General features: G+C 40.0%; 16 protein-coding genes. 3 read left to right on the top strand and 13 right to left on the bottom strand.

What is annotated here, in order from left to right:
- Positions 1-90: 90 nt before the first annotated feature.
- The 5 genes from tig to JZO83_RS06530 all read right to left on the bottom strand — a co-directional run bounded on the left by tig (position 91) and on the right by JZO83_RS06530 (position 4,725).
- Positions 91-1,377, bottom strand: coding sequence for a trigger factor (gene tig / locus JZO83_RS06550; RefSeq protein WP_207115301.1), 1,287 nt, complete (start codon positions 1,375-1,377; stop codon positions 91-93).
- Between the two features lie 152 nt (positions 1,378-1,529).
- Entirely contained in the window at positions 1,530-2,465 is a 936-nt protein-coding gene (locus JZO83_RS06545) for a hypothetical protein (RefSeq protein WP_207115300.1), read from the bottom strand.
- Positions 2,466-2,546: 81 nt separating this feature from the next.
- Entirely contained in the window at positions 2,547-3,356 is an 810-nt protein-coding gene (locus JZO83_RS06540; RefSeq protein ID WP_242542476.1) for an RDD family protein, read from the bottom strand.
- A gap of 41 nt (positions 3,357-3,397) precedes the next feature.
- A complete protein-coding gene (gene sppA, locus JZO83_RS06535; RefSeq protein WP_207115298.1) occupies positions 3,398-4,423 on the bottom strand; it encodes a signal peptide peptidase SppA in 1,026 nt (341 codons plus the stop codon).
- 11 nt (positions 4,424-4,434) lie between these two features.
- The gene (locus tag JZO83_RS06530; protein ID WP_206856016.1) at positions 4,435-4,725 is read right to left on the bottom strand and encodes a hypothetical protein; all 291 of its coding nucleotides are present in this window, start codon (positions 4,723-4,725) and stop codon (positions 4,435-4,437) included.
- 388 nt (positions 4,726-5,113) lie between these two features.
- On the opposite strand from JZO83_RS06530, the gene glmS reads away from it, so the two are divergent.
- The gene (gene glmS / locus JZO83_RS06525; RefSeq protein WP_206856014.1) at positions 5,114-6,922 is read left to right on the top strand and encodes a glutamine--fructose-6-phosphate transaminase (isomerizing); all 1,809 of its coding nucleotides are present in this window, start codon (positions 5,114-5,116) and stop codon (positions 6,920-6,922) included.
- Between the two features lie 96 nt (positions 6,923-7,018).
- Here glmS and JZO83_RS06520 read toward each other — a convergent pair whose 3' ends face one another.
- Both JZO83_RS06520 and JZO83_RS06515 read right to left on the bottom strand, forming a co-directional pair.
- A complete protein-coding gene (locus JZO83_RS06520; RefSeq protein WP_207115297.1) occupies positions 7,019-7,777 on the bottom strand; it encodes an ABC transporter permease in 759 nt (252 codons plus the stop codon).
- A 1-nt stretch (position 7,778) separates the two neighbouring features.
- A complete protein-coding gene (locus JZO83_RS06515; RefSeq protein ID WP_207115296.1) occupies positions 7,779-8,708 on the bottom strand; it encodes an ATP-binding cassette domain-containing protein in 930 nt (309 codons plus the stop codon).
- Between the two features lie 95 nt (positions 8,709-8,803).
- Between JZO83_RS06515 and JZO83_RS06510 the strand changes: the two genes are divergently transcribed.
- A complete protein-coding gene (locus tag JZO83_RS06510) occupies positions 8,804-9,763 on the top strand; it encodes a helix-turn-helix transcriptional regulator (RefSeq protein ID WP_207115295.1) in 960 nt (319 codons plus the stop codon).
- 73 nt (positions 9,764-9,836) lie between these two features.
- Here JZO83_RS06510 and glmM read toward each other — a convergent pair whose 3' ends face one another.
- The 4 genes from glmM to nifJ form a co-directional block, all read right to left on the bottom strand.
- The gene (gene glmM / locus JZO83_RS06505; protein ID WP_206856006.1) at positions 9,837-11,192 is read right to left on the bottom strand and encodes a phosphoglucosamine mutase; all 1,356 of its coding nucleotides are present in this window, start codon (positions 11,190-11,192) and stop codon (positions 9,837-9,839) included.
- Between the two features lie 23 nt (positions 11,193-11,215).
- Positions 11,216-12,373, bottom strand: a complete 1,158-nt coding sequence (locus JZO83_RS06500) for a CdaR family protein (RefSeq protein WP_207115294.1) — start codon at positions 12,371-12,373, stop codon at positions 11,216-11,218.
- A complete protein-coding gene (gene cdaA / locus JZO83_RS06495; RefSeq protein ID WP_010735241.1) occupies positions 12,370-13,254 on the bottom strand; it encodes a diadenylate cyclase CdaA in 885 nt (294 codons plus the stop codon). Before cdaA ends, JZO83_RS06500 begins: the two co-directional genes overlap by 4 nt.
- Before the next feature lie 161 nt (positions 13,255-13,415).
- Positions 13,416-17,096: a pyruvate:ferredoxin (flavodoxin) oxidoreductase gene (nifJ, locus tag JZO83_RS06490; protein WP_207115293.1), complete on the bottom strand. Its 3,681-nt coding sequence runs from the start codon at positions 17,094-17,096 to the stop codon at positions 13,416-13,418.
- Between the two features lie 301 nt (positions 17,097-17,397).
- Between nifJ and JZO83_RS06485 the strand changes: the two genes are divergently transcribed.
- Entirely contained in the window at positions 17,398-17,913 is a 516-nt protein-coding gene (locus tag JZO83_RS06485) for a DsbA family protein (protein WP_207115292.1), read from the top strand.
- 136 nt (positions 17,914-18,049) lie between these two features.
- On the opposite strand, the gene JZO83_RS06480 is transcribed toward JZO83_RS06485, so the two are convergent.
- Both JZO83_RS06480 and JZO83_RS06475 read right to left on the bottom strand, forming a co-directional pair.
- Positions 18,050-19,759, bottom strand: coding sequence for a response regulator transcription factor (locus JZO83_RS06480; RefSeq protein WP_207115291.1), 1,710 nt, complete (start codon positions 19,757-19,759; stop codon positions 18,050-18,052).
- Between the two features lie 66 nt (positions 19,760-19,825).
- Positions 19,826-21,526 (bottom strand): response regulator transcription factor, encoded by a 1,701-nt coding sequence (locus JZO83_RS06475; protein WP_207115290.1) that lies wholly within the window; start codon positions 21,524-21,526, stop codon positions 19,826-19,828.
- Positions 21,527-21,596 lie beyond the last annotated feature (70 nt).

The raw sequence follows: 21,596 nt of genomic DNA, 5'->3' as shown, positions 1-21,596 counted from the left end.
AAAAGTATCAATGAAGTGAAACAAATGAAAGAGTCCGGGCGTCTTCTAAACGCCTGAACTCTTTCCATTCGATGCGAATAAGAATTTTCCTTATTCTGCTTCTTTTGCTGTGCTAGTGATCAATTCGATTGCTTTTTTCATGATCACATCATGTTTTAGCATGTCTTCTGTCAATACGCGTTTGATTTGGTCGATCGGCATATTGTAAGTTTCTGCTAATTCTTGGATTTCCGCAGTGATTTCTTCTTCAGTAGCATCTAAGTTTTCAGCTGCTGCTACGGCTTCGATCACAAGGTTTGTTTTTGTACGCATTTCTGCTTCTTCTTCAAACTGTTTGTGCAAGTCTTCTTCTGTTGAACCAGTTAATTGGTAGTACATTTCTGGTGAGATTCCTTGACGTTGCATGTTGTTCAAGAATTCGTCCATTGAACGGTGTACTTCATCGTGAACCATTACATGTGGAAGATCAACGATTTCCGCATTTTCGACTGCTAACTTGATTGCTGCTTCATCTTTTGCATCTTCAGCAGCTTTTTCTTTTGTTTCAGTCAATTCTTTCATGTATTTTTCTTTTAATTCTGCTAATGTAGAAACTTCATCGTCCACATCTTTTGCAAATTCGTCATCCAATTCAGGAACTTCTTTTGTTTTTACTTCGTGAACTGTTACTTTGAAGACAGCCTCTTTACCAGCTAGATCTTCCGCTTGGTAGTTTTCAGGGAATGTCACAGTTACATCTAAGCTGTCGCCTGATTTGTGTCCAACTAATTGCTCTTCAAAACCAGGAATGAATGAACCTGATCCTAATTCAAGTGAATGGTTTTCGCCTTTTCCGCCTTCGAAAGCTTCATCATTGATGAATCCTTCAAAATCGATAACGACAGTATCGCCATTTTCAGCTGCTGCGTCTTCTTTGATCACTAATTCAGCTTGCGCTTCTTGTTCGCGTTTGATGCGTTCTTCAACGTCTGCTTCTGTTACTTCACGGTCTTGTTTTTCAACCACTAAGTCTTTGTAGTCACCTAATTTAACTTCAGGTTTTACAGTAACTTCTGCTGTGATCGTCCAGTCTTGACCTTTTTCCATGCTTGCTACGTCGATCTTAGGTTGTGAAACTGGGTCGATTCCTGCTTCTTTGACAGCCGCTTCATAAGCTTCTGGTAAAACAGCGTTCAATGCATCTTCGTACAATGCTTCTTCTCCGTACATACGGTTGAATACTTGACGAGATACTTTTCCTTTACGGAATCCAGGAACGTTCAAGTTTCCTTTTACTTTATTAAAGGCTGTTGTCAATCCTTTTTGGATTTGATCTTGCCCGATCGTAAATGTTAAAACACCATCATTTGTGCCTTTTTTTTCGAATGTTGCAGTCATTTATTTCCCTCCGAGTTTAGAAATTCATTTGATACATCAAAAACGTTTCATGCATACCTTTAAATAGTACACTAACCCTTCCAAATTGTAAACATATTGAACAAATGGAATCCACGTTTTTCATGATTTTTTTTATCTTTTTATCTGTTTTTTTAGGTATTGAATAATAATAGTTCTGTAATTATTTTATTTCTCTTTTCAGCGAATTCTTGTTGCTCAGGCGAAGAAAGATCCTCACAAGGCTGATTTGTATAACTAGCTACTGTTTGTTCGAACCATTTATCAAGATCACCGATATAACTATCATAGATCGGATAAACGATCGCAGACTGCATCGTGAACTCTTCTTTTAAGTTCTTGCTCATCAAGGCATCTTCTTGCTCGTAAGCTTCAGCCATTTTTTTGATTTGTTGATAGCTGGTTTGCTCTTCTGGACGTACCATTTTCTTTGGTATGACTTCGATCAATTCCTCGTCGATCGTCAAATAAACAACTGGTGTCGGTTCTTTTACTTGGACAAGCGATTCAAGCAGCTTTGCCCGTACAAGGACATGGACCGTTTTTAACACGATCAATTTTTTGGCTGTTTGGATAAATTCGTGATAAGGCAATTGCTCGATTTCTTGGATATAACTCAACTGGGTAGTCGGTTTTTCAGAAGGTAGCTTTTCGACTAATTGGTAGATCTCTCGGATCTTCTGTCGTTTCATGTGCCCTACTAATTCTTCTGCCTGTTGGATCTTCAACAAGATCGCTTGTTCAAAATCGTCTGGGAAATCGGCACTTGCAATCAGTTTACGCGCATATAAAAAATCTTTTGCTGTAATCAATAAATCAAAATAAAAAGTGGCCAATTCTTCATTCATCAAATACTGCTTTTCATGTAAAAGTGCTTGATGGAGCGCTTCTTCCCACATATCTAATTCAGATAGTGCCAACACGAACAACGTATTCGATTCAAACGTTGCTTCGAGTTCATAGGCACGTTCAAACAGCTCTTTTGCTTGACTGTATTGATGATTTGCTAATGCTTGTTGGCCAATACGCATCAAATTGTCGTATTTATCAGGAAAATCGATCGGTCTCACTTAGGTTCTTCCCTTCACTGTTTTATCATTTGTCTAACACGACTTATTGAACAATAACCAGCCTTTTCTATACGTAAAAAATCAAGCGTTCATCTCTTGGTTAAATGCTTTGATCAAGTTGATCGTCACCACACTCGTATTGGAGAAATAATCTCCGATGTGCTGCTTTTTCTTGCTGAAAATGACTGGGAGATAACCAATAAATAGTAGTGGAAATCTTAAAATAAAGCGACAAGCGCCCTCACGAACAAGAACGGTACTCCATGACAGCTCTTCTTCATCAAAACTGATCACCCGAATGCCAAAGATCATTTTACCGACCGTCTGTCCGTGATTCCATTTCGTCAACAAAACAAAATAGGCTAAGTAAGCAATCAGTGACAAGGCACCGTAAATACTTAAATAAGAATCAGATACTTGGAGCCAGCCTAAGTTCACAGCAATACCTAACGTTAAGCGGCTGATTGATCCAATACAAAGGAGATCGATCAAAAAAGCAGCAAAGCGAATCCAGAAACCGGCAAAGAAATAATTGGGAAAGCGATTGATCGTTGGTTCTTCCGCTTTTTGATCGGTATATTTTTGCCATTTTTTCTGATTTTCTTTGATTTCAGTTTGTGTTAACGGTTTTTCTTCAAAGGAACTCAGTACCTTTTGGGAAAAACTAGGATCAGGTCCGACAGCCGGTTGAGCAGTTTTATCTTGCACTGTAGACTCATGTTCTTCATTTGAACGATGGGAGTTTACTTCACTCGTCGTTTGTCCTTCTGACGTAGTAGCTGCGTCGATCATTTCATCTGTCGTATTATTGCTTTCTTCTACCGTAGAAACTTCTTCCGAGGACAACTCCTTGCTTTCAGATACTTTCGGTTTCTCAATATCCTTGGGCATTTCCTCGATTGGTGATGAATGAGTAGATTTCTCAGTCATGTTTACTCACCTCCATAAAGATACATTGCTCTTGGAGATTCTGCTGTTCCTAAACTTTCAAGCAATGACAAGATCTGACTAGTTTCAGAAGCTTGTAATCCTTGTAATTCTGCTAATTTTGCGCCAAACCATGTATTGCCAAAGCCGGTCGAGCTCGTTGAATATTCGATCAACTCAGCGTCTTGTAAATCAAGGTCTTCACGCATGGCTGCTAAAGCGTCTGTTGGAAAACCGATTTCGTCTACCAATCCTGCTTCTTTTGCCTGCACACCGTCGTAGATACGGCCATCGGCAACTTTTTTCACTTCATCTTCTGATTTGTTTCTACCTTCACTCACTATTTTGACAAAACGATTATACGCGTTATCGATATAAGCTTGCAATACCGCATGATCTTGTTCTGTCTCTGGACGAGTCGCTGAACCCATATCTTTTAGCGCACCGCTTTTTACAGTAGTATCTTCAACGCCGATTTTTTCAAGTAAACCCGAATAGTTGAGGCCAGACATGATCACACCAATGGAACCCGTCACTGTTTCTTCCGTTGCAAAGATCTTATCTGCTTGGGCAGAAATATAGTAACCGCCACTGGCAGCCATATTTTTCATGCTGACATACATCGATAGATCACGTTCCGTCCGAACATTATTTAGTAAGTTGGCAATTTCTGCACTTTCATAAACGCCACCACCAGGAGAATTGACTTCTAAGAAAATCCCACTGACATTTTCATCGGCTTCAATCGCTTCGATCTGTTTCAAAAAGTCTTCATGATTGTACCCTTCAGATGAAAACAATCCTGAAGATCCTCCGCTAGCAATAGCACCATCAACAGATAGTTTTACGATTCGATCCGTACTACTGCCTTCTTCCAATACTACCGGTGTCATTTCTTCATCGCCATATAACCAACTATTGAGACTGCCCATCTGAGTCTCTTCTTGGGGTTGTGTCAAGCTCGAAGAAACGAGTGAAACAACTAATAAACCTGCAGCGATCAATACCGCGATCCAACGTTTTTTATTCATTTTACACTCTCCTAGTATAGATTTCTAATAACGATCACCGCTTCAGAGCCTGGTGTCGCATTCATCTTTTCTGCCTTTTCCTCAAGGGTGTAACCAGTAAATTTTTCGTGGGTCAATTCATCTTCAACGACAAACTGTTGCGCTTGCTCGATTCCGAGCGCATCAGGGGCAATTTCTTGGATACTATCCCAGCCGGTATCCAAAAAGATTTTAGTTTCATCCGTCACACGTTCTGTTTTTTCAAATTCAGCAATTTGTTTTTTTAACATCCCCAACGTCATGATTTCTATTTTCTCTTCCATCTTTTTCCCTCCTATCTATAATTATTGTACCGAACTCAAAGTAAAGAAGATAGTCGAATTTCATTTTTTTGTTCTTTTCGTCCCATTTCGATATATACCAATTACATATTTTATCTTTTTTGTTGACAAACCTCACACGTTAACGTTATTATTTTAGATGTTTCCAGGAAAAATACTTTTAGGAGGATAATTAGACCAATAAGGAATAGCGCCAGGTCTGTTTTGACAGATGACGAGGAGAGGGTTTATCGAAACATTCGGCGGATGACCCTAGGGACTGCACTCTAAAAAGAAATATAAAACCTATCTGCGAAGATAGAACAAAAAATTTCTTACGCAGCTGGAAACAGCAAAATCAAGTTTATAACGGAAAGTAGGATGTTTTTTTATGTGCGGAATTGTTGGAATGATCGGATTAGAAAATGTTACCCCAGGATTGATCAATGGTTTAGAAAAATTAGAGTATCGCGGATATGACTCAGCTGGGATCTTTGTCACAAATGGAAAACAGGACCATTTAGTCAAAGCTCGCGGCAGAATCCAAAACCTTAAAGATAAATTGACACCAGAAACAGCTGGTACAGCAGGAATTGGCCACACTAGATGGGCAACACACGGTGAACCTGCAGAAAAAAATGCGCACCCACACCACTCACAAAGCGGACGCTTTGTTTTAGTCCATAATGGTGTGATCGAAAATTTTGAAGAATTGAAACAACAATACGTGGCAGCTGATGACTTTATCGGCGAAACAGATACAGAGATCGTTGTTCATGTGATCGAAAAATTCGTAGAAGAAACTCAAGATACACAAGAAGGATTTAAAAAGGCCCTTGAAGTCATCGAAGGTTCATATGCTTTTGCTTTGATGGATCGTACAGCACCAGAAACGATTTTTGTTGCAAAAAATAAAAGCCCTTTATTGATCGGCAAAGGCGAAGGATTCAATGTCATTGCAAGTGATGCCATGGCAATGCTTTCTTATACAAAAGAATTTGTCGAAATCGAAGATCAAGAGATGGTGATCGTTCAAGCGGATGCTATCACGATCCAAACATTGACTGGCACGATCGTTGAACGTGATTCTTATGAAGCACAAGTCGATGCTTCTGATATTGAAAAAGGAACATATCCTTACTATATGTTGAAAGAGATCGACGAACAACCGATCATCATGCGTAAAATCGCTCAAACCTATGTGAATGAAGAAAATGACATTCCTTTGGATCATAAATTGATGGAAGAACTCTTAGCGAGTGACCGGATTTATATCGTGGCTTGTGGTACAAGCTATCATGCAGGTCTAGCGAGCAAGCATTCCTTCGAGCAAATGACTGACATTCCGGTTGAAGTTCATCTAGCAAGTGAGTTTGGTTACACGATGCCTTTACTATCGAAAAAACCATTCTTTATCTTTTTGAGCCAAAGCGGTGAAACGGCAGATAGCCGTCAGGTGCTTGTCAAAATCAATCAATTAGGCCACCCTTCATTGACGATCACAAATGTCGCTGGTTCTACATTATCAAGAGAAGCTAGCTTCACTTTGTTGCTTCATGCCGGCCCAGAGATTGCGGTAGCTTCTACTAAAGCATATACTGCTCAAATCGCTGTACTCGCTTTACTTGCAAAAGCAGTCGGGAATAGAAAAGGGAATGTCCGTGCATTGGCGTTTGATGTTGCTCATGAATTGAGTTTAGTCGCAAATGCGATGGAAACAGTGATTACCCAAAAAGATGAATTACAAGAATTAGCAGCGGAGTTTCTTAATGAAACGCGAAATGCCTTTTATATTGGTCGCAGCAATGACCATGATGTCGCTTTAGAAGCTGCATTAAAACTTAAAGAAATCAGCTATATCCAAGCAGAAGGCTTTGCAGCTGGCGAACTAAAACATGGAACGATCGCTTTGATCGAAGAAGGTACACCAGTTATTGGGATCATTAGTGAAGAAGTCACAGGCGCACACACACGAGGAAACTTAAAAGAAGTAGAAAGTCGTGGTGCCAAGACCTTAGTGATCGCTGCACATGGTTTAGAAAAAGAGACAGATCAATTGGTTATCCCAGCTGTCCATGCGTATCTTTCACCACTGGCTATGGTGATCCCTACTCAATTGCTCGCTTACTATGCGACATTGCTACGCGGCTATGATGTAGACAAGCCAAGAAACTTAGCGAAATCAGTCACAGTTGAGTAATCTCTCGGCTACTACTGCTAAATAAAAACATTCAAAAATCCCTGTAAGAAATGCACTACTGTTTCTTGCAGGGATTTTTTGTAATAAGAAAATGAACTACTTCTTCCTCACACGTTGATTGAAAGCAACTATCGCTAAGAACCTAAAAATAAAAATCAAGCTAATACTCCACAAAAACGCCTGTACTAATGGTGGATTTGGCAAACCTAACAATAACCCTCGTAGCGCTTGAATGATCGGTGACATCGGTTGATATTCGGCAAATAGTCGTATCGCTGTAGGCATGTTGTCAGTCGGCGCAAAACCAGCGCTTAAATAGGGTAATACGGTGGTCAATACAGTGAATAAACTGGCCATTTCAGCTGATTTTGCTAATAATCCAAACAAAACCGAGATCCAGGTAAATGCAAGAATAAAACAAAAAATCAGCAGCCAAGCAACTAGCCATTCCGCAAGATCGGCATTGGGACGAAAACCAATGAGCCAAGCCACAAGTAAAACGACGAAGCTACTCATCACACTTCGAAACGCAGCCGCGAATACATGCCCATTTAAAAATGCTGACTTTGATAAATTCAGCGTCAAGAGTCGCTCGACCATACCAGAATGTACATCCTGATTTACTACTATTCCCACAACAGAGGAACTTTGAGCAATACATTGGACTAATACACCCGGCAAAACAAAATCAACATAAGACAACTCCCCCACATCCATGGCTCCGCCAAGTACATATACAAAGAGCAACATCAACAGTACCGGGGTCAATAGCCCACTCATGACCGTTTCTAAGCTTCGCAACGATAACTTCAGATTGCGTTTAAATAATGTATTCGTTTCGCTGATGGTTTTCATTTTAAACTCCTCCTTGTACTAGCTTTAAGAAGATATCTTCTAATGAGGCATTTCTCTGCTGGAAATTAGTGATCGTGATCGGTAGTTGTCTTAATTCGTCCAGAAGATCAACCGAATCGTTGAAAGCATTCCCTACATTGACAGTCACAGAAAGTTTTTCTTCATCCATTGATAATAATCGATGATCCAAATGTGCTGAAAGTTGATAAAAATCACTTTTTGTCAACACATTGATTGCCATCGATTGGCTGTCATATGTGTTTTTAATTACTTGTGGTGTAGCATTCAAAATAATTTTACCTTCATGTAATATCGCCACTTTGTCTGCTAGATACTCGGCTTCCTCCAGATATTGCGTCGTTAAAAAAATCGTACGTCCTGCTGTCGCTGTTTCTTTGATCAGTTGCCAAGTGGCGATGCGATTTTGTGGGTCTAAGCCTGTTGTCGGTTCATCGAGAAAAATCACTTGAGGGTCACCGATAAAACTCATGGCGATATCTAAACGTCTACGCATCCCTCCTGAATAATTTTTAACTAGGACTTGGCTATGTTTTTGTAGATCAAACCGTTCTAATAGATTCTCGACAACCTTTTCCTTCTCTTTCACATGGCGAAGCTCAGCGATCATTTTCATGTTTTCGTAGCCCGTCAACAGCTCATCCACTGCTGCAAATTGTCCTGTCAAACTAATAATTTCTCGCACCTTAGCACTCTCTTTTTTTAAATCATACCCGTTGATCCAAGCTTGACCATCATCAAATGGCAAGATCGTTGTCAACATTTTGACAAGTGTCGTTTTTCCTGCTCCATTAGATCCTAAAAGCACAAAAACTTCTCCACGTTCAACTGTAAAATCAACTCCATTTAGTACTTGTTTTTCAGCAAACCTTTTTTTCAGATCGATAATCTCGATTATTTTCTTTTTTTCCATAGCTTCTTCCTCGTTTCTATAAGATAATTTAACTATATAAAAAATTTCGTTCCTGGTTTCTTACAGTTCAATATATTGAAAAAGAAGGTGTGTTTATGAAAACATATGGAAGAACAATCAAAGAGATCCGCTTAAGTAAAGGAATCTTACTCAAAGAACTAATCGATGATCAGCTTTCGATGTCGCTGCTTTCTCAATTCGAAAATGAAAAAACAACGATTTCATGTGAGAGATTTCATCGCTTATTGTTGAAGTTAGAGGTGACCTTTGATGAATTTATCTGGATACAAACTGGCAACACCTTTTCTGCTTCTCAGCTGGAAATTATCGAATATGTCGAATATATGGATATCAATTCCATCACAGAGTGGACAAAGTTAGAAGCAAAGTATCATGAATTACAGAACTATTATCAGGACAACTATTCTTTAGAACTGGATCATTTGTTACAATTGTTTCGTTTTGATTTAGCCATGAAAAAGGGGATCATCGAAGGCACGCCTCTCTTGACATCCTACCAAAAGCATAGCCACTACTTAGATTCCGCAAAGCACTATTTATTGAATACGGAGACTTGGGGCGTTTATGAGCTGAAATTATTTACCCGAATCGCTGTCGGAATGGAACCTGCTCTTTTATTTCGCTGTTTGAAACTTGCCATCAAAAAAGGCCAACGCTTTGCCAAAATCTCAGGAAACAAGGATATTCTCTATCAAACTTTTCCAACGATATTTTCGGTCTTTTGTTTATTAAAAGAAGTCGCTTATGCCAAAGATACGTTTGAGTTATGGAAAACACTGATCTTTGAAGAAGAACGGATTGAACAAGCCGTCTTCATGCCATTTTACGAGGGTTGGATCGCATTTTTAGAAGATGATCTGGCGCTTGCTCATCGATTGATGGACCAATCACTGAATCATTTAGAAAAATTGGGTATGCTCAAGTCGTTAACAGGCTATCGGAAATTCAAACAACTCATCCTAACAAATGAATTTCCGGGAATCATTGTCAATGATCCGTTATTTGGCGAATTTTTTGATGTGAAAAATTACTAAGCGTCCTTCGTTTGAACATAAAAAAAGAGAATCAACGCCATTTAAGGATTGATTCTCTTTTGCATCGTATGTTTTATTCGATTCCAATCTCAGCTTTAACAACCGCTGCGATCTTGTCAACGTAGTAATTGACTTTTTCATCCGACGGTGCTTCTGCCATTACACGTAATAACGGTTCTGTTCCAGAAGGTCGAACTAAGATACGTCCTTCACCAGCCATTTCAGCTTCTGCTTCTTCAATGACTTGTTTGATTGCAGGAACTTCCATCGCACCATTTTTGTTGCTTACTCGGATGTTGACTAATTTTTGCGGATAAATCGTTACTTCAGCCGCTAATTCTGATAGCTTTTTGCCGGTTTGTTTCATGATGTTCAATAATTGGATCCCTGAAAGCATTCCGTCTCCAGTAGTATTGAAATCTAAGAAGATCATATGACCAGACTGTTCGCCACCAAAATTGTAATCATTTTTGCGCATTTCTTCCACGACATAGCGGTCACCTACTTGGGTCACGACATCTTTCAAGCCGATTTCTTCAACTGCTTTATGGAAGCCAAGGTTACTCATGACTGTTGTGACGATCGTATCTTTTTTCAGACGATTTTTCGCCGCTAGATACTTCGCACAGATAAACATGATTTTATCGCCATCTACAATGTTCCCTAATTCGTCCACTGCAATGATGCGGTCGCCATCGCCATCAAAAGCAAGACCGACGTCTGCTCCTTTTTCGACGACCATTTCTGCTAAACGCTCTGGATGAGTTGATCCCACCCCATCATTGATATTCAAGCCATTAGGATTTGTTCCCATAGTATAGAAATCTGTTTCCAAGTCAGCAAACAAACGGTTGACAGATGTTGCTGTAGCCCCATTTGCGGCATCCACACAGACAGTTAAGCCTGATAGATCGCCATTGATCGTTTGTACTAGAAATTGTGAGTATTTCAATAGACCTTCTGGAAATTCTTCGACTGTGCCTAAGCCTTCAGCTGAAGGTCTTGGCAATTCGTCAACTTCCGCATCTAACAATGCTTCGATCTCTAATTCTTGGTCATCATCTAATTTAAATCCATCTGCACCAAAAAATTTGATGCCGTTATCTTGAGCTGGATTGTGTGAAGCAGAAATCATGACACCTGCGCTAGCTTTTTGCAATCGTGTCAAGTAAGCCACTCCCGGTGTAGAGATCACACCTAATTGAAAAACTTCGATCCCGACAGATAACAGACCAGAAACTAACGCTTCTTCGAGCATTTGACCTGAAATTCTTGTGTCACGTCCAACTAATACACGTGGACGTTTTCCATCTTTCTCATGTTGGCTCAGTACATAACCGCCGCAACGCCCTAATTTGAAGGCTAATTCCGGTGTTAGTTCTTTATTCGCTTCTCCACGGACACCGTCCGTTCCAAAATATTTACCCATAACTGTAAATTTGCTCCTTTAACTTAATTTTCCGATGAATCCTCTTGACTATTCGGTTGACTACTTGATTCTGTCGTCTCGCTTGATGATTCACTCGTCTCTTCACTCGATGTTGACTGCGTCTCTTCCGACTGACGAGTCGTCGATGACGAAGAGTTTGCTGGTGTAGAACCCACACTTGAAGCTGAGCTTTCGTCTGAACTTGAACGGTTCGTATTCCCATCGTCTCTTTGTAGGACCGGTGTGATCTCTACATCGATCGAAGCTGGTGTGATACTAACGCCACTTTCTACCGGTATATCGATTTTTCTTGTCGTACGGTGAACGATGCCAGAAATGTCGATCGGTATCGTAATGCTATTTCCCAGTTGGGCCAGTTGACTTTCTGAACCAGTGACTTCTGCTTCAATGTCAGAAAAACTGAAATCATAACTCTCCACGTTGTTGCCAGGAGTTCCTTGTGCTGTCCCATAAAGTCGAACCGTTTTCGTTGGTTTTGTTACCGTAGCTTTCGCCGTAACTTGGACTGGATCTGAGACGATACTCAAAGGCTCTCCGGCACTATTCAATGCTTGGACCGTGACCTTCGTGTCGATCCCATCATCAGTGATCATCGCAGGATCGATTCTTGCAACGATCTGCTGGATCTCTTCCAGTGTCTGATCACCGGTCGTGACCGACACTTTTTTAGGTGATAGTTCAACATCATTCAATTCAAATCCTGCTGGCGTCGTTTCCGTTTCAAGTAATGGTGTAACATCAAATTCTTTTGTCACTTTTTTCTCGATCGTTACAGTGATGGTATCTGGATCAAGTTTTGCTTTGACCGCACTGCTCAGATTTCTGACTTTCAGCGGCACTTCATGCGTCCCTTCTCCAAGATCTGTCAAATCTGCTGTCACTCGAAACATCCTTGTGTCTTCCATCGCTTCTGCATTCAGCTGCACACGATTGGCGCTGGATAACTTGGCTGTGACGGTACTTTCATAGCCATGGATATAATATTGATCCGTGTCATACAAAAGTTGGACTGACACATCAGAAACGTTTTGCGTATAAGCTTCATTTCCTGATAGAGTATCTTGGACAGATTGGCCATTGGCATTGAAATATAGCACAATACTGAATAATAACGCAACAAACGCATATAAGATACTTTTACGCCTCTCTTTTGAGATCATTTGTGATCCCCTCCCTTAGTCATCACATCTAAGAAGGTTTGGAGCGTATTTTTATTTTTGTTCTTTTCTTCAACGATCAAGTTTTTTCTTAAAATCGTCAAGTATTCTTCTTGAGATAAACCAGGCATCAATTGGTTATCCAACGTAATGCTGACATCTCCTGTTTCTTCTGAGACAACGATCGTGATTGCATCGCTTGCCTCGCTGACTCCGACAGCAGCACGGTGACGGGTTCCGAATTCTTTCGGAATCAACATACTTTCTGATAAAGGCAAGTAGGCACTGGCTACTGCAATTTTTCCATCCTTTACAATTACTGCACCGTCATGCAATGGTGTGTTCGGAATAAAAATATTGATCAGTAACTCGCCAGTGATATCGGCATCTAAAGCAATCCCCGTTTCGATATATTCATCCAAACCTGTATGGCGTTCGATCGTGATCAATGCGCCGATTTTACGTTTAGACATATACTGGATCGCTTTGTCGAAAGAAAGGATCATTTGTTCATCTTCTTGCTTCTCACTCTTCGATTGTTTGAAAAGTGAGCTGCGTCCGAGATGTTCTAATCCACGCCGTATCTCTGGTTGAAAAATGACGATAGCCGCAATCACACCATACGTGATCACTTGGTTCATCAACCAAGATAAGGTATGTAGACCAATGATCTCGGCTAAGATTCGAATAACAACAAAAATCCCTACCCCTTTAAGCAATTGGATTGCTTTTGTTCCTCGCAATAGTTGAATGAGTTTATAAACTAAATACCATACAACCAACACATCGAGTATGTTCACCAAAAAATTCTGAGAAAACAAGTCACCGGAAAACATTTGTCGCCAATAATCTAAGTTAAAAAGTTCTCCGATTTGAAATGACATAGACAGCCTCTCTTCTCTTTTGAGATTTCCTCTTTAGTATATCATATGTTTCCCCAGATGAGACTTATCTGCTTGGAATTTCCTAACAAAAATCAATTTTTTCAAGAAATTTACATTTTTTGTTCATTCACTAAAAAGTTGTTTTGTTTAGACCACTTGCTTTATTGATCTTTCTCTTTTCTTCGCTCTGCTCTAGCTGCTCGCCTAGCCGCTCGTCTAGCTTCTGCTTCTGGGTCGATCGTCCGCTCTTTTTTGACTCTGGTTTTTTCAACTTCTGGCTTATCAATAACATCTTCTGGCTCGATTTTGGCTTTGATCTTTTCTAATTGACCAGTCATCGCAGCATAATTATAAAAGCGTTTTTTCGCATCTTGGATCGTTTTGTCGAATAATTGTTCCGCTGCTTGCGGATGGATCGTTTCGAGGGATGAAAAACGGACTTGCTTGCGCATGAAATCAGCCATCATTGTAAAGTCAGGCTTTTTATAATCCAACGTCATCGGTGTTTTATTCTTTGTAAGCAACTCAGGGTTATAACGATACAACGACCAATAGCCTGAAGCTACTGCTTCTTTTGCTTCTTTGATCGACTCTTTCATGCCCCCTAATAAGCCATGAGCAATACAAGGTGTATACGCAATGATCAATGACGGTCCAGGAAACTTTTCCGCTTCTTCAAATGCTTTGATCGTTTGCATTTGGTTTGCACCTGAAGCGATTTGTGCAACATACACATTGCCATACGTCATCGCCATCATTCCTAAGTCTTTCTTCGACGCATATTTTCCATTCGCCGAAAATTTTGCGATGGCGGAAGCTGGTGTTGCTTTGGAGACTTGTCCGCCAGTATTGGAATAGACTTCATTATCCATCACCAAGATATTGACGTCTGCTCCACTTGCTAACACATGATCGATCCCACCAAAGCCGATATCATACGCCCAACCATCGCCACCGATCATCCATTGGCTGTTTTTGACAAACAAATCTTTTTCTTGGTAGATTGCTTGTAGTTCAGGAAGCTCTGGCAGTTCAGTTTCGATTGCTGCTCGTAATTTTGCCGCTCGCTGTTGCGTTCCTTCACTTTCGAACATGTGAGCCAACCAATCTTCCATCAATTGGCGTAATTCTGCCGAAACTTTTGGCATGACATTTTTCATTGCTTCCGCTAATGCTTCTCGTCTAGTTTGAGCGGCTAACAGCATCCCGTAACCAAATTCAGCATTATCTTCTAATAATGAGTTCGACCAAGCTGGCCCTTGCCCACAATCATTCGTGGTAAATGGTGAAGCTGGTACGGCTCCGCCCCAAATCGAGGAACAACCTGTGGCATTGGCGATCATCATCCGATCACCGAACATCTGTGTCAATAATTTCACATAAGGTGTTTCCCCACATCCAGAACAAGCACCTGAAAATTCAAGTAACGGTTTGTTGAACTGTGTTGATAACACTGTGTTTTTACCTTTGACTGGATTTTCTTTTTGTCTTAGCGTCATGGCGAACGCCCAATTCATCGCTTGTTTCTTTTGCTCTTCATACGGCTTCATCACTAGCGCTTTGCCTTTTGCTGGACACGCTTCGACACACAAGCCACAACCTGTGCAGTCTTCAACAGAAACTTGGATACGATACTTCAATCCATCTGGTCCACGCATTTCTCGAACAATAAATCCTTCTGGCGCTTCTTCAAGCTCATCTTCGTCTGCTAAAAATGGCCGGATCGCAGCATGTGGACAAACGAACGAACATTCATTACACATCGTACAGCGTTCGCTGATCCACTCTGGAACTTCCAAGGCAACTCCGCGTTTTTCGTATGCTGCTGTTCCTAAAGGCATGTCGCCTCGCGTCATACCATTTTCTGCCAAAGTTCTGACCGAAAGCTGGTTTCCTTCTTGCGCGTTGATTGGTTCAAGGATGTCTCTAACATAGCGATCTTGTGTGTTTATTTCTTTTTTAGGGAGCTCTAACGTTGCCCATTCAGCAGGTACTTCGACTTTGTGCAACAGTTCCACCGTACGATCGATCGCATGGATATTTTTTTCAACGATCGTCTTTGATTTATGACCATAGCTCTTCACGGCTTCCTCTTTCAAAATAGGCAGCACTTCTTCAAAAGGGATGATATTCGCCAATTTGAAAAATGCCGTCTCCATCGCCGTATTGATCCGTCGACCCAAACCGACTTCTTGGGCTAAACGCATCGCATTGATCGTATAAAATTGGATCTCATTTTCTGCTAAATACCGTTTGAGATGAGTCGGTAGATGTGTCGCTAATTGCTCATCTGACCAAAGTGTATTCAATAAAAACGTGCCTTTTGGTTTCAGCCCTTTGACTAAATCATAGCTGTGAAGATAAGCAGGTGTATGACAAGCGACGAAATCCGCATGCTCCACTAAATAAGTCGAACGTATCGGTGTATCCCCAAAACGTAAATGAGAAACAGTCAAGCCTCCTGATTTTTTTGAATCATAGTAAAAATAACCTTGGGCGTATTTGTCCGTATGGTCACCAATGATCTTGATCGCTGACTTATTCGCGCCAACAGTCCCATCAGAACCAAATCCCCAGAATTTTGCTTGGTAAGTGTTCGGTTCTGTTAAATCAAGAGACGGTCCTACTTCAAGAGAACGATAGGTCAGGTCATCAATGATCCCGATTGTAAATCGTTTCTTCATCTCAACTTTTTCTTTTTTCAATTCATCGTAGATTGCGACGATTTGATCAGGCGTGACATCTTTTGAGCCGATTCCATATCGCCCACCAATGACTTTCAGATGACGTTCTGCATCATATAACGCACTTTGAACATCTAGTAATAGAGGTTCTCCTCCAGCTCCAGGCTCCTTGCTACGGTCTAAGACAGCCAGTGCTTTTGTCGAACTAGGCAGTTTTTCGATCAATGTTTCGATTGGAAATGGACGATATAAATGGATATTCAAGAAACCAACTTTTCGTCCGTTTCGATTCAAATGATCAACCGTTTGTTGGATCGTTTGCGCGACTGAACCCATAGAGATAATGACTTCTTCTGCATCTTCTGCACCATAATAAGTGACGAGGTCGTACGCAGTCCCTCGCAATTCATTGATTTTATCCATATATTTTTTGACGATTTGAGGCAAGCGATCATAGTATTGATTGATTGTTTCTCGTTGTTGAAAGTGGATATCAGAATTTTGATTCGTTCCACTAGTCGTCGGTTGGTTTGGATTCATCGCACGTTCACGAAATGCTTGTAATTTTTCTTGATCGATCAATGGGGCTAGTTCATCGTACTCCAACACCTCGATTTTTTGGATCTCATGACTCGTTCGAAAGCCATCGAAAAAGTTGACGAACGGGATCTCTCCTTCTAAAGAAGCAAGATGAGCGACTGGCGCAAGGTCCATTACTTCTTGTACGCTACTTTCTGCAAGCATCGCAAATCCTGTTTGCCGAGCAGCCATCACATCCCCATGATCGCCAAAAATATTCAGTGCATTCGTTGTCACTGCTCGACTAGCTACGTGAAAGACACTCGGTAAAAGTTCGCCAGCTATCTTATACATGTTCGGGATCATCAATAGTAATCCTTGTGAAGCAGTATACGTTGTTGTCAATGCACCGGTTTTCAATGACCCATGAACGACACCAGCGGCTCCCGCTTCGGATTGCATCTCCACGACTTTTACTGGTTGTCCAAAAATATTTTTTTTACCTGAAGCAGACCATTGATCAACAAGTTCAGCCATTGTTGAACTAGGCGTAATTGGATAGATTGCTGCTAATTCAGTAAAGGCATAAGAAATATAGGCAGCTGCTGTATTCCCATCCATTGTCTTCATTTTTCGCATGTTTCATCACCTTTGCTCAATTTATCTAAATTATCTTTACCATTATACCGTAAACGAACCAAGAAAACCTCCTTATTTTGAAAGAAAAATCACATGATGAGGTGATAACAGAAGCACTTCGATTTGATTAACAAGATCGACACTTTGGAAAAAGCTTTTGCATTTTATTATTTAGAGCCTTGCCCATAGACAACTTTTACACAGGAAGGAATATCTGACCGCACACCTTTCTATTTTTTGAACAAATCATTGTCTTTTTTGGTACAAAATTATTACAATAGAAGAAAGAGGTGTTTAAAATATGGATATTTCAATTATTAATGCAACAAAAACAAATACGACGACTGGAATTAGATATGGAAACGAAGATGCGCCCAAAAAAATGATCGAATTTGTCAATCTCGCTTGTCCTTATTGTCGCCAATGGTTTAACGAATCTTTCGATGTTTTAGAAGAAGCAGTTCAATCTGGAAGACTGCTACGAATCATCAAATTATTCGACAAAGAAAAGCCAAGTTTACAAAAAGGAAATGTGATGCACCACCATATCACAACGACGGACGGAGAACGAGCATTAAAACAAATCAAGGCGATATTTGACGCACAAGACGAATGGAAACAACTTGATCTAGCTGGTATCGCTGACTATGCGACTGAAACGCTTGGCTTAACTGAACAAGAAGATAAAGCCGCAACCAAAGCGATCATTGATGAAGCAAATGCTGCGCACATCCAATTCGTTCCAACTGTGATCATCGATGACCACATCTTTGATGAATCGATCAGCCAAGAAGAATTGAGTGAATTGGTGAAATAACACATTATCCAACTTACGGTTGAAATTCAAATCAAAAAACAGACCCAAAGCAACTTCGCTTTTGGGTCTGTTTTTTTGAGGAGCCATCTAAAGAATACTTCATTCGATGACAAGCTACAGTCTCATTTTTTAATTGTTAACGTTGGAGCAAAGAAGTATGTTTGGTTGAACGAAATTGTTGCGGTTTTTCCTGGAGTATTCGTTTGATGTTCTCGATTTTTGAACGTCGCTTGATTTCCTGTTCGATTTGTTTGAATTTTTTTAATTTCTCCACATCTTTTTTCCGTTCATTGATGACTTTGACCCTCTTTTCGTCATTCTGACTTTCTATGACACGAACTGTTTTTTCACTTACACCATGTTTGATGGAATTGGCAGCTGTATCCAAACGACCTCTTTCTGCTAAGATCGCTAACTTTTGTTCGTCTGTGATTCTTCGCTTCGTGTCGGATATTCTTGTTTTGCATTTCATGGATCGTCTCTTACTAACAACCAACGTTTCTTTCACAGAAAGCAAATTAGCAATTTGCCGGTTTGTTTTTCCTGCTCGAATCAATCCCTGAACCGCCTTTGATTGTTCCTCTGATAAATAACCGTTCGTACGTCGTTTGATATTGGGGTACTTAGTCAGATCCGCATGAAGCGTGATTTGATAAATATTGCCCACCGTTGTCTTGAATCGTTTCGCCACGTCTTCTGTTTTTTCACCTTGATTGAGTTTAGTCAAAACCAAATGATTTCTGATTTCATATAATTTACCTGGTTTTAATTTTAGCGTCTTTGTAATCTCCTTCATCGAACGTCCTGCGCTTAATTCGTTTTTAAACTTTGTATATGTATCAACCGGAATAGAAGATAAGGGTTTCCCATCATTCTTAGTATATGTTTTCTCTCTTTTTTTCGGCTGTTTTTGCACACCATTAAGAAAACCGACACGTTGAACTGTATGAATCTTCATATTGAATTTTCTCGCTATAGTATCTGATTGGATTCCTTCCTCCCGATAGACCAAGATCCGCTGATTCCTAATTTTTCTTAATTCATCTTTTGGCGTATAAAATCTACGACTGATTTCTTCGATTGCGTCTTTTCGTTCAAAAGCTTGTTCAATATGACGAATACGTGTCCGATTAACAATCCGTTGATTCATTTTCAATTGTTTCGCAATGTCTCTTGTCGTCTCTCCTCGCTCTATTCTTGAGAGAACTTCTTTTTCCTGCTCCTTGATGTTTTTTAGCCATATTTTGCTTTCTTTGGTCAATGTTTCATTTGGTTCAGAAGGTTGGACATTTTTTTGTCGGATACTTGCGATCTCTGCAACGGATAGACGAAAGGCCTTTGCAATATCTTCTGGATGTGTGTCTCGGAGTCGTTTTAAGATAGATCGTTCACGAATCCTCGACACGTCATTCTCAGACAAGCGCCAGCGATGTGCGATTTTTCTGGGACTCACTTTTTGCAAAAGTTTTTCCACAATTGTCCGATTTCGGATAGCTAGAATATGTTTGGGTTCCATCTGAACTTTTTCAGCGATCGAAGCCACTGGTTCCTTTACTTTCAAACGCTGGTTGATATAATCATTACGCACCCCACGAATATCATCGATCCGCATATTCAATTGGTGAGAAATCTCCTCCATATGGACACCTTTTTTAATCTGTTGCAAGATATGCTTTCTTTTAATATATCTTATTTGCCAATTGGTCAATTGATGTTTCTTGATGATGTACGGGGATGTTTTCCCATTTCTTAAATCCTCTAATACGAATTGCATTTTCGCTTCCGCTTGTGGTTTAGACTCTCTGTTTCTTTTCTTTGCTTTTTTTGTATTTGATTGTTCATCCATTGGTGTTCCCCTCCTTCTTTTGAAAAAAGAATGCGTAGAATTAATTTCTTTCCTTTTTCTGTGTTACTACCGCTGTGCGACTCGTTTTGTTTTTTCGTTTTTTGCTTGTTGAATGATTTTCTTGATATTACCTATTTTCGCTTCTTGTTTCGCTTTTACCATTAATTCTTGAACCTTTTTTCGTGCTTGTATATTTTCTATTTTTCGTCTTTCTTGGATTTCTTTCCCCTTGATTTCTTGGCATCTAGTAGTCAAAACGCGGATCGTCGACTCACTAACGCCTGATTTAGCAGAATTCATGTATGTATTCATGTGCTTGATATCTTCCATGATCTGCTGTTTTTGTTCCTTTGTAACACGGTGTTTCATCTTGAATGTTCCTTTTTGAGATTTCATTTTGGTTTGCACCGATCTGATCAAGGAGGCTTTGATATCTAGCGCTTCGGAGATTTCTCTAATCGACATTCTGCGATTGATGTAATTTCTAATTGCTTTCGCTTGTTCAGGTGTTAAATAATCTAATGTCCGACGCTTGATATTTGGAAATTCGGCCAAATTCCCTCGAAAAATTACTTCGCGAACATTTTTGATATTCATTTTGAATTCATCAGCAACCCCTTGGATATGTTCACCACGGTTCAGTTTTTTTAAAATCTCATCATTTCTCACCTTATAAATCAGTGGAACGATCACCTTTAGCTCTTCTCCTAGCGTCTTCGTTATGTCAGTTTCTTTGATTCGCTTCAAAATCTCTTGTCTCTTCTCTTCAGATACTGTCGAAATATCGGGGATTTTCTGAGAACTTGCTTTCGTACGTTTGATTTTACTCGAAGAATTATTTCTACTCACGATTGAACCGACTCTGGAGCGAGACACATTATATCTTTCTGAAAGAAAAGTGCTTGTCTTTCCTTGATCATTTTGCATCAATACACGAACATCTCTCAGCCGATAGAGTTCTTCGATTTCTATATGGAACCGCTGACTGATTTCTTTACCATCCTGCTTATTTTCGAATGATTTTTCGATTTCACGATTGCGGATATCAATGACCGTTCTTTGGCTGATCATTAATTCTTGTGCCACATCTTTTGTCGCTTTTCCTTCTTCAAGTAAACTTAGTACCTTCGTTTTTCGTTCTTCTAATTGTTCCAAGAGATCTTTGATCGTTATAGAGGAATCACTGATTTCACTATTAGAATTCAAGGAACGTTGCTTGATCAAATATACTTGTTCCATGGATAAATTGAAATCTCTAGCAATTTCCTCCGGATGTTCTTCTTTCAATCGTTCGATGATTTGTTCGTCTCTGATCGAACGAATTTTATCGATCGGTAACTGTGCATCTTTTGCTACTTCTTCGAAACTCAAACCTTTTATCAATTCATTGGCAATTCTTTTATCACGAATCTTTAAAATTTGCTCTTTACTCATCTGTAATTCAGCGACCAATGATGCGACATCTCCTGTTTTTGCCAACGATGTATAAATATAATCATTCCGATATTTACGAACTTGTTCAACCGTCAAATTCAATCGATAAGCAATTGCTTTTTGCCTTTTCTGTCGAATGACTTCTTGGATAGCGAACTTTTTCTTGGCTGCGTATATACGCTCTCTACTGATTTGATACTTCTCCATAATGTCTTTTTCCAGTCGACCTGATACTAACTCTCGATAAATGGATTGATCACGCTTTTCTTTCAGTAGTCTTGTCGGGTACAGTTCATCGATTTTTCGTTTCTTACTTTTCTGCGCTTCTTCCATGATAGAGCCTCCTCATGATTGCTGATTTACATTTATTATAAGTATGTAATGTTCAATCTCGCGCCCATTT

Source organism: Enterococcus sp. DIV1298c (genome assembly GCF_017316315.1).
Classification (GTDB): Bacteria; Bacillota; Bacilli; order Lactobacillales; family Enterococcaceae; genus Enterococcus_B; species Enterococcus_B mangumiae.
The sequence above is the reverse complement of the archived record's forward strand: the minus strand, read 5'-3'. Positions and strand labels throughout refer to the sequence as shown.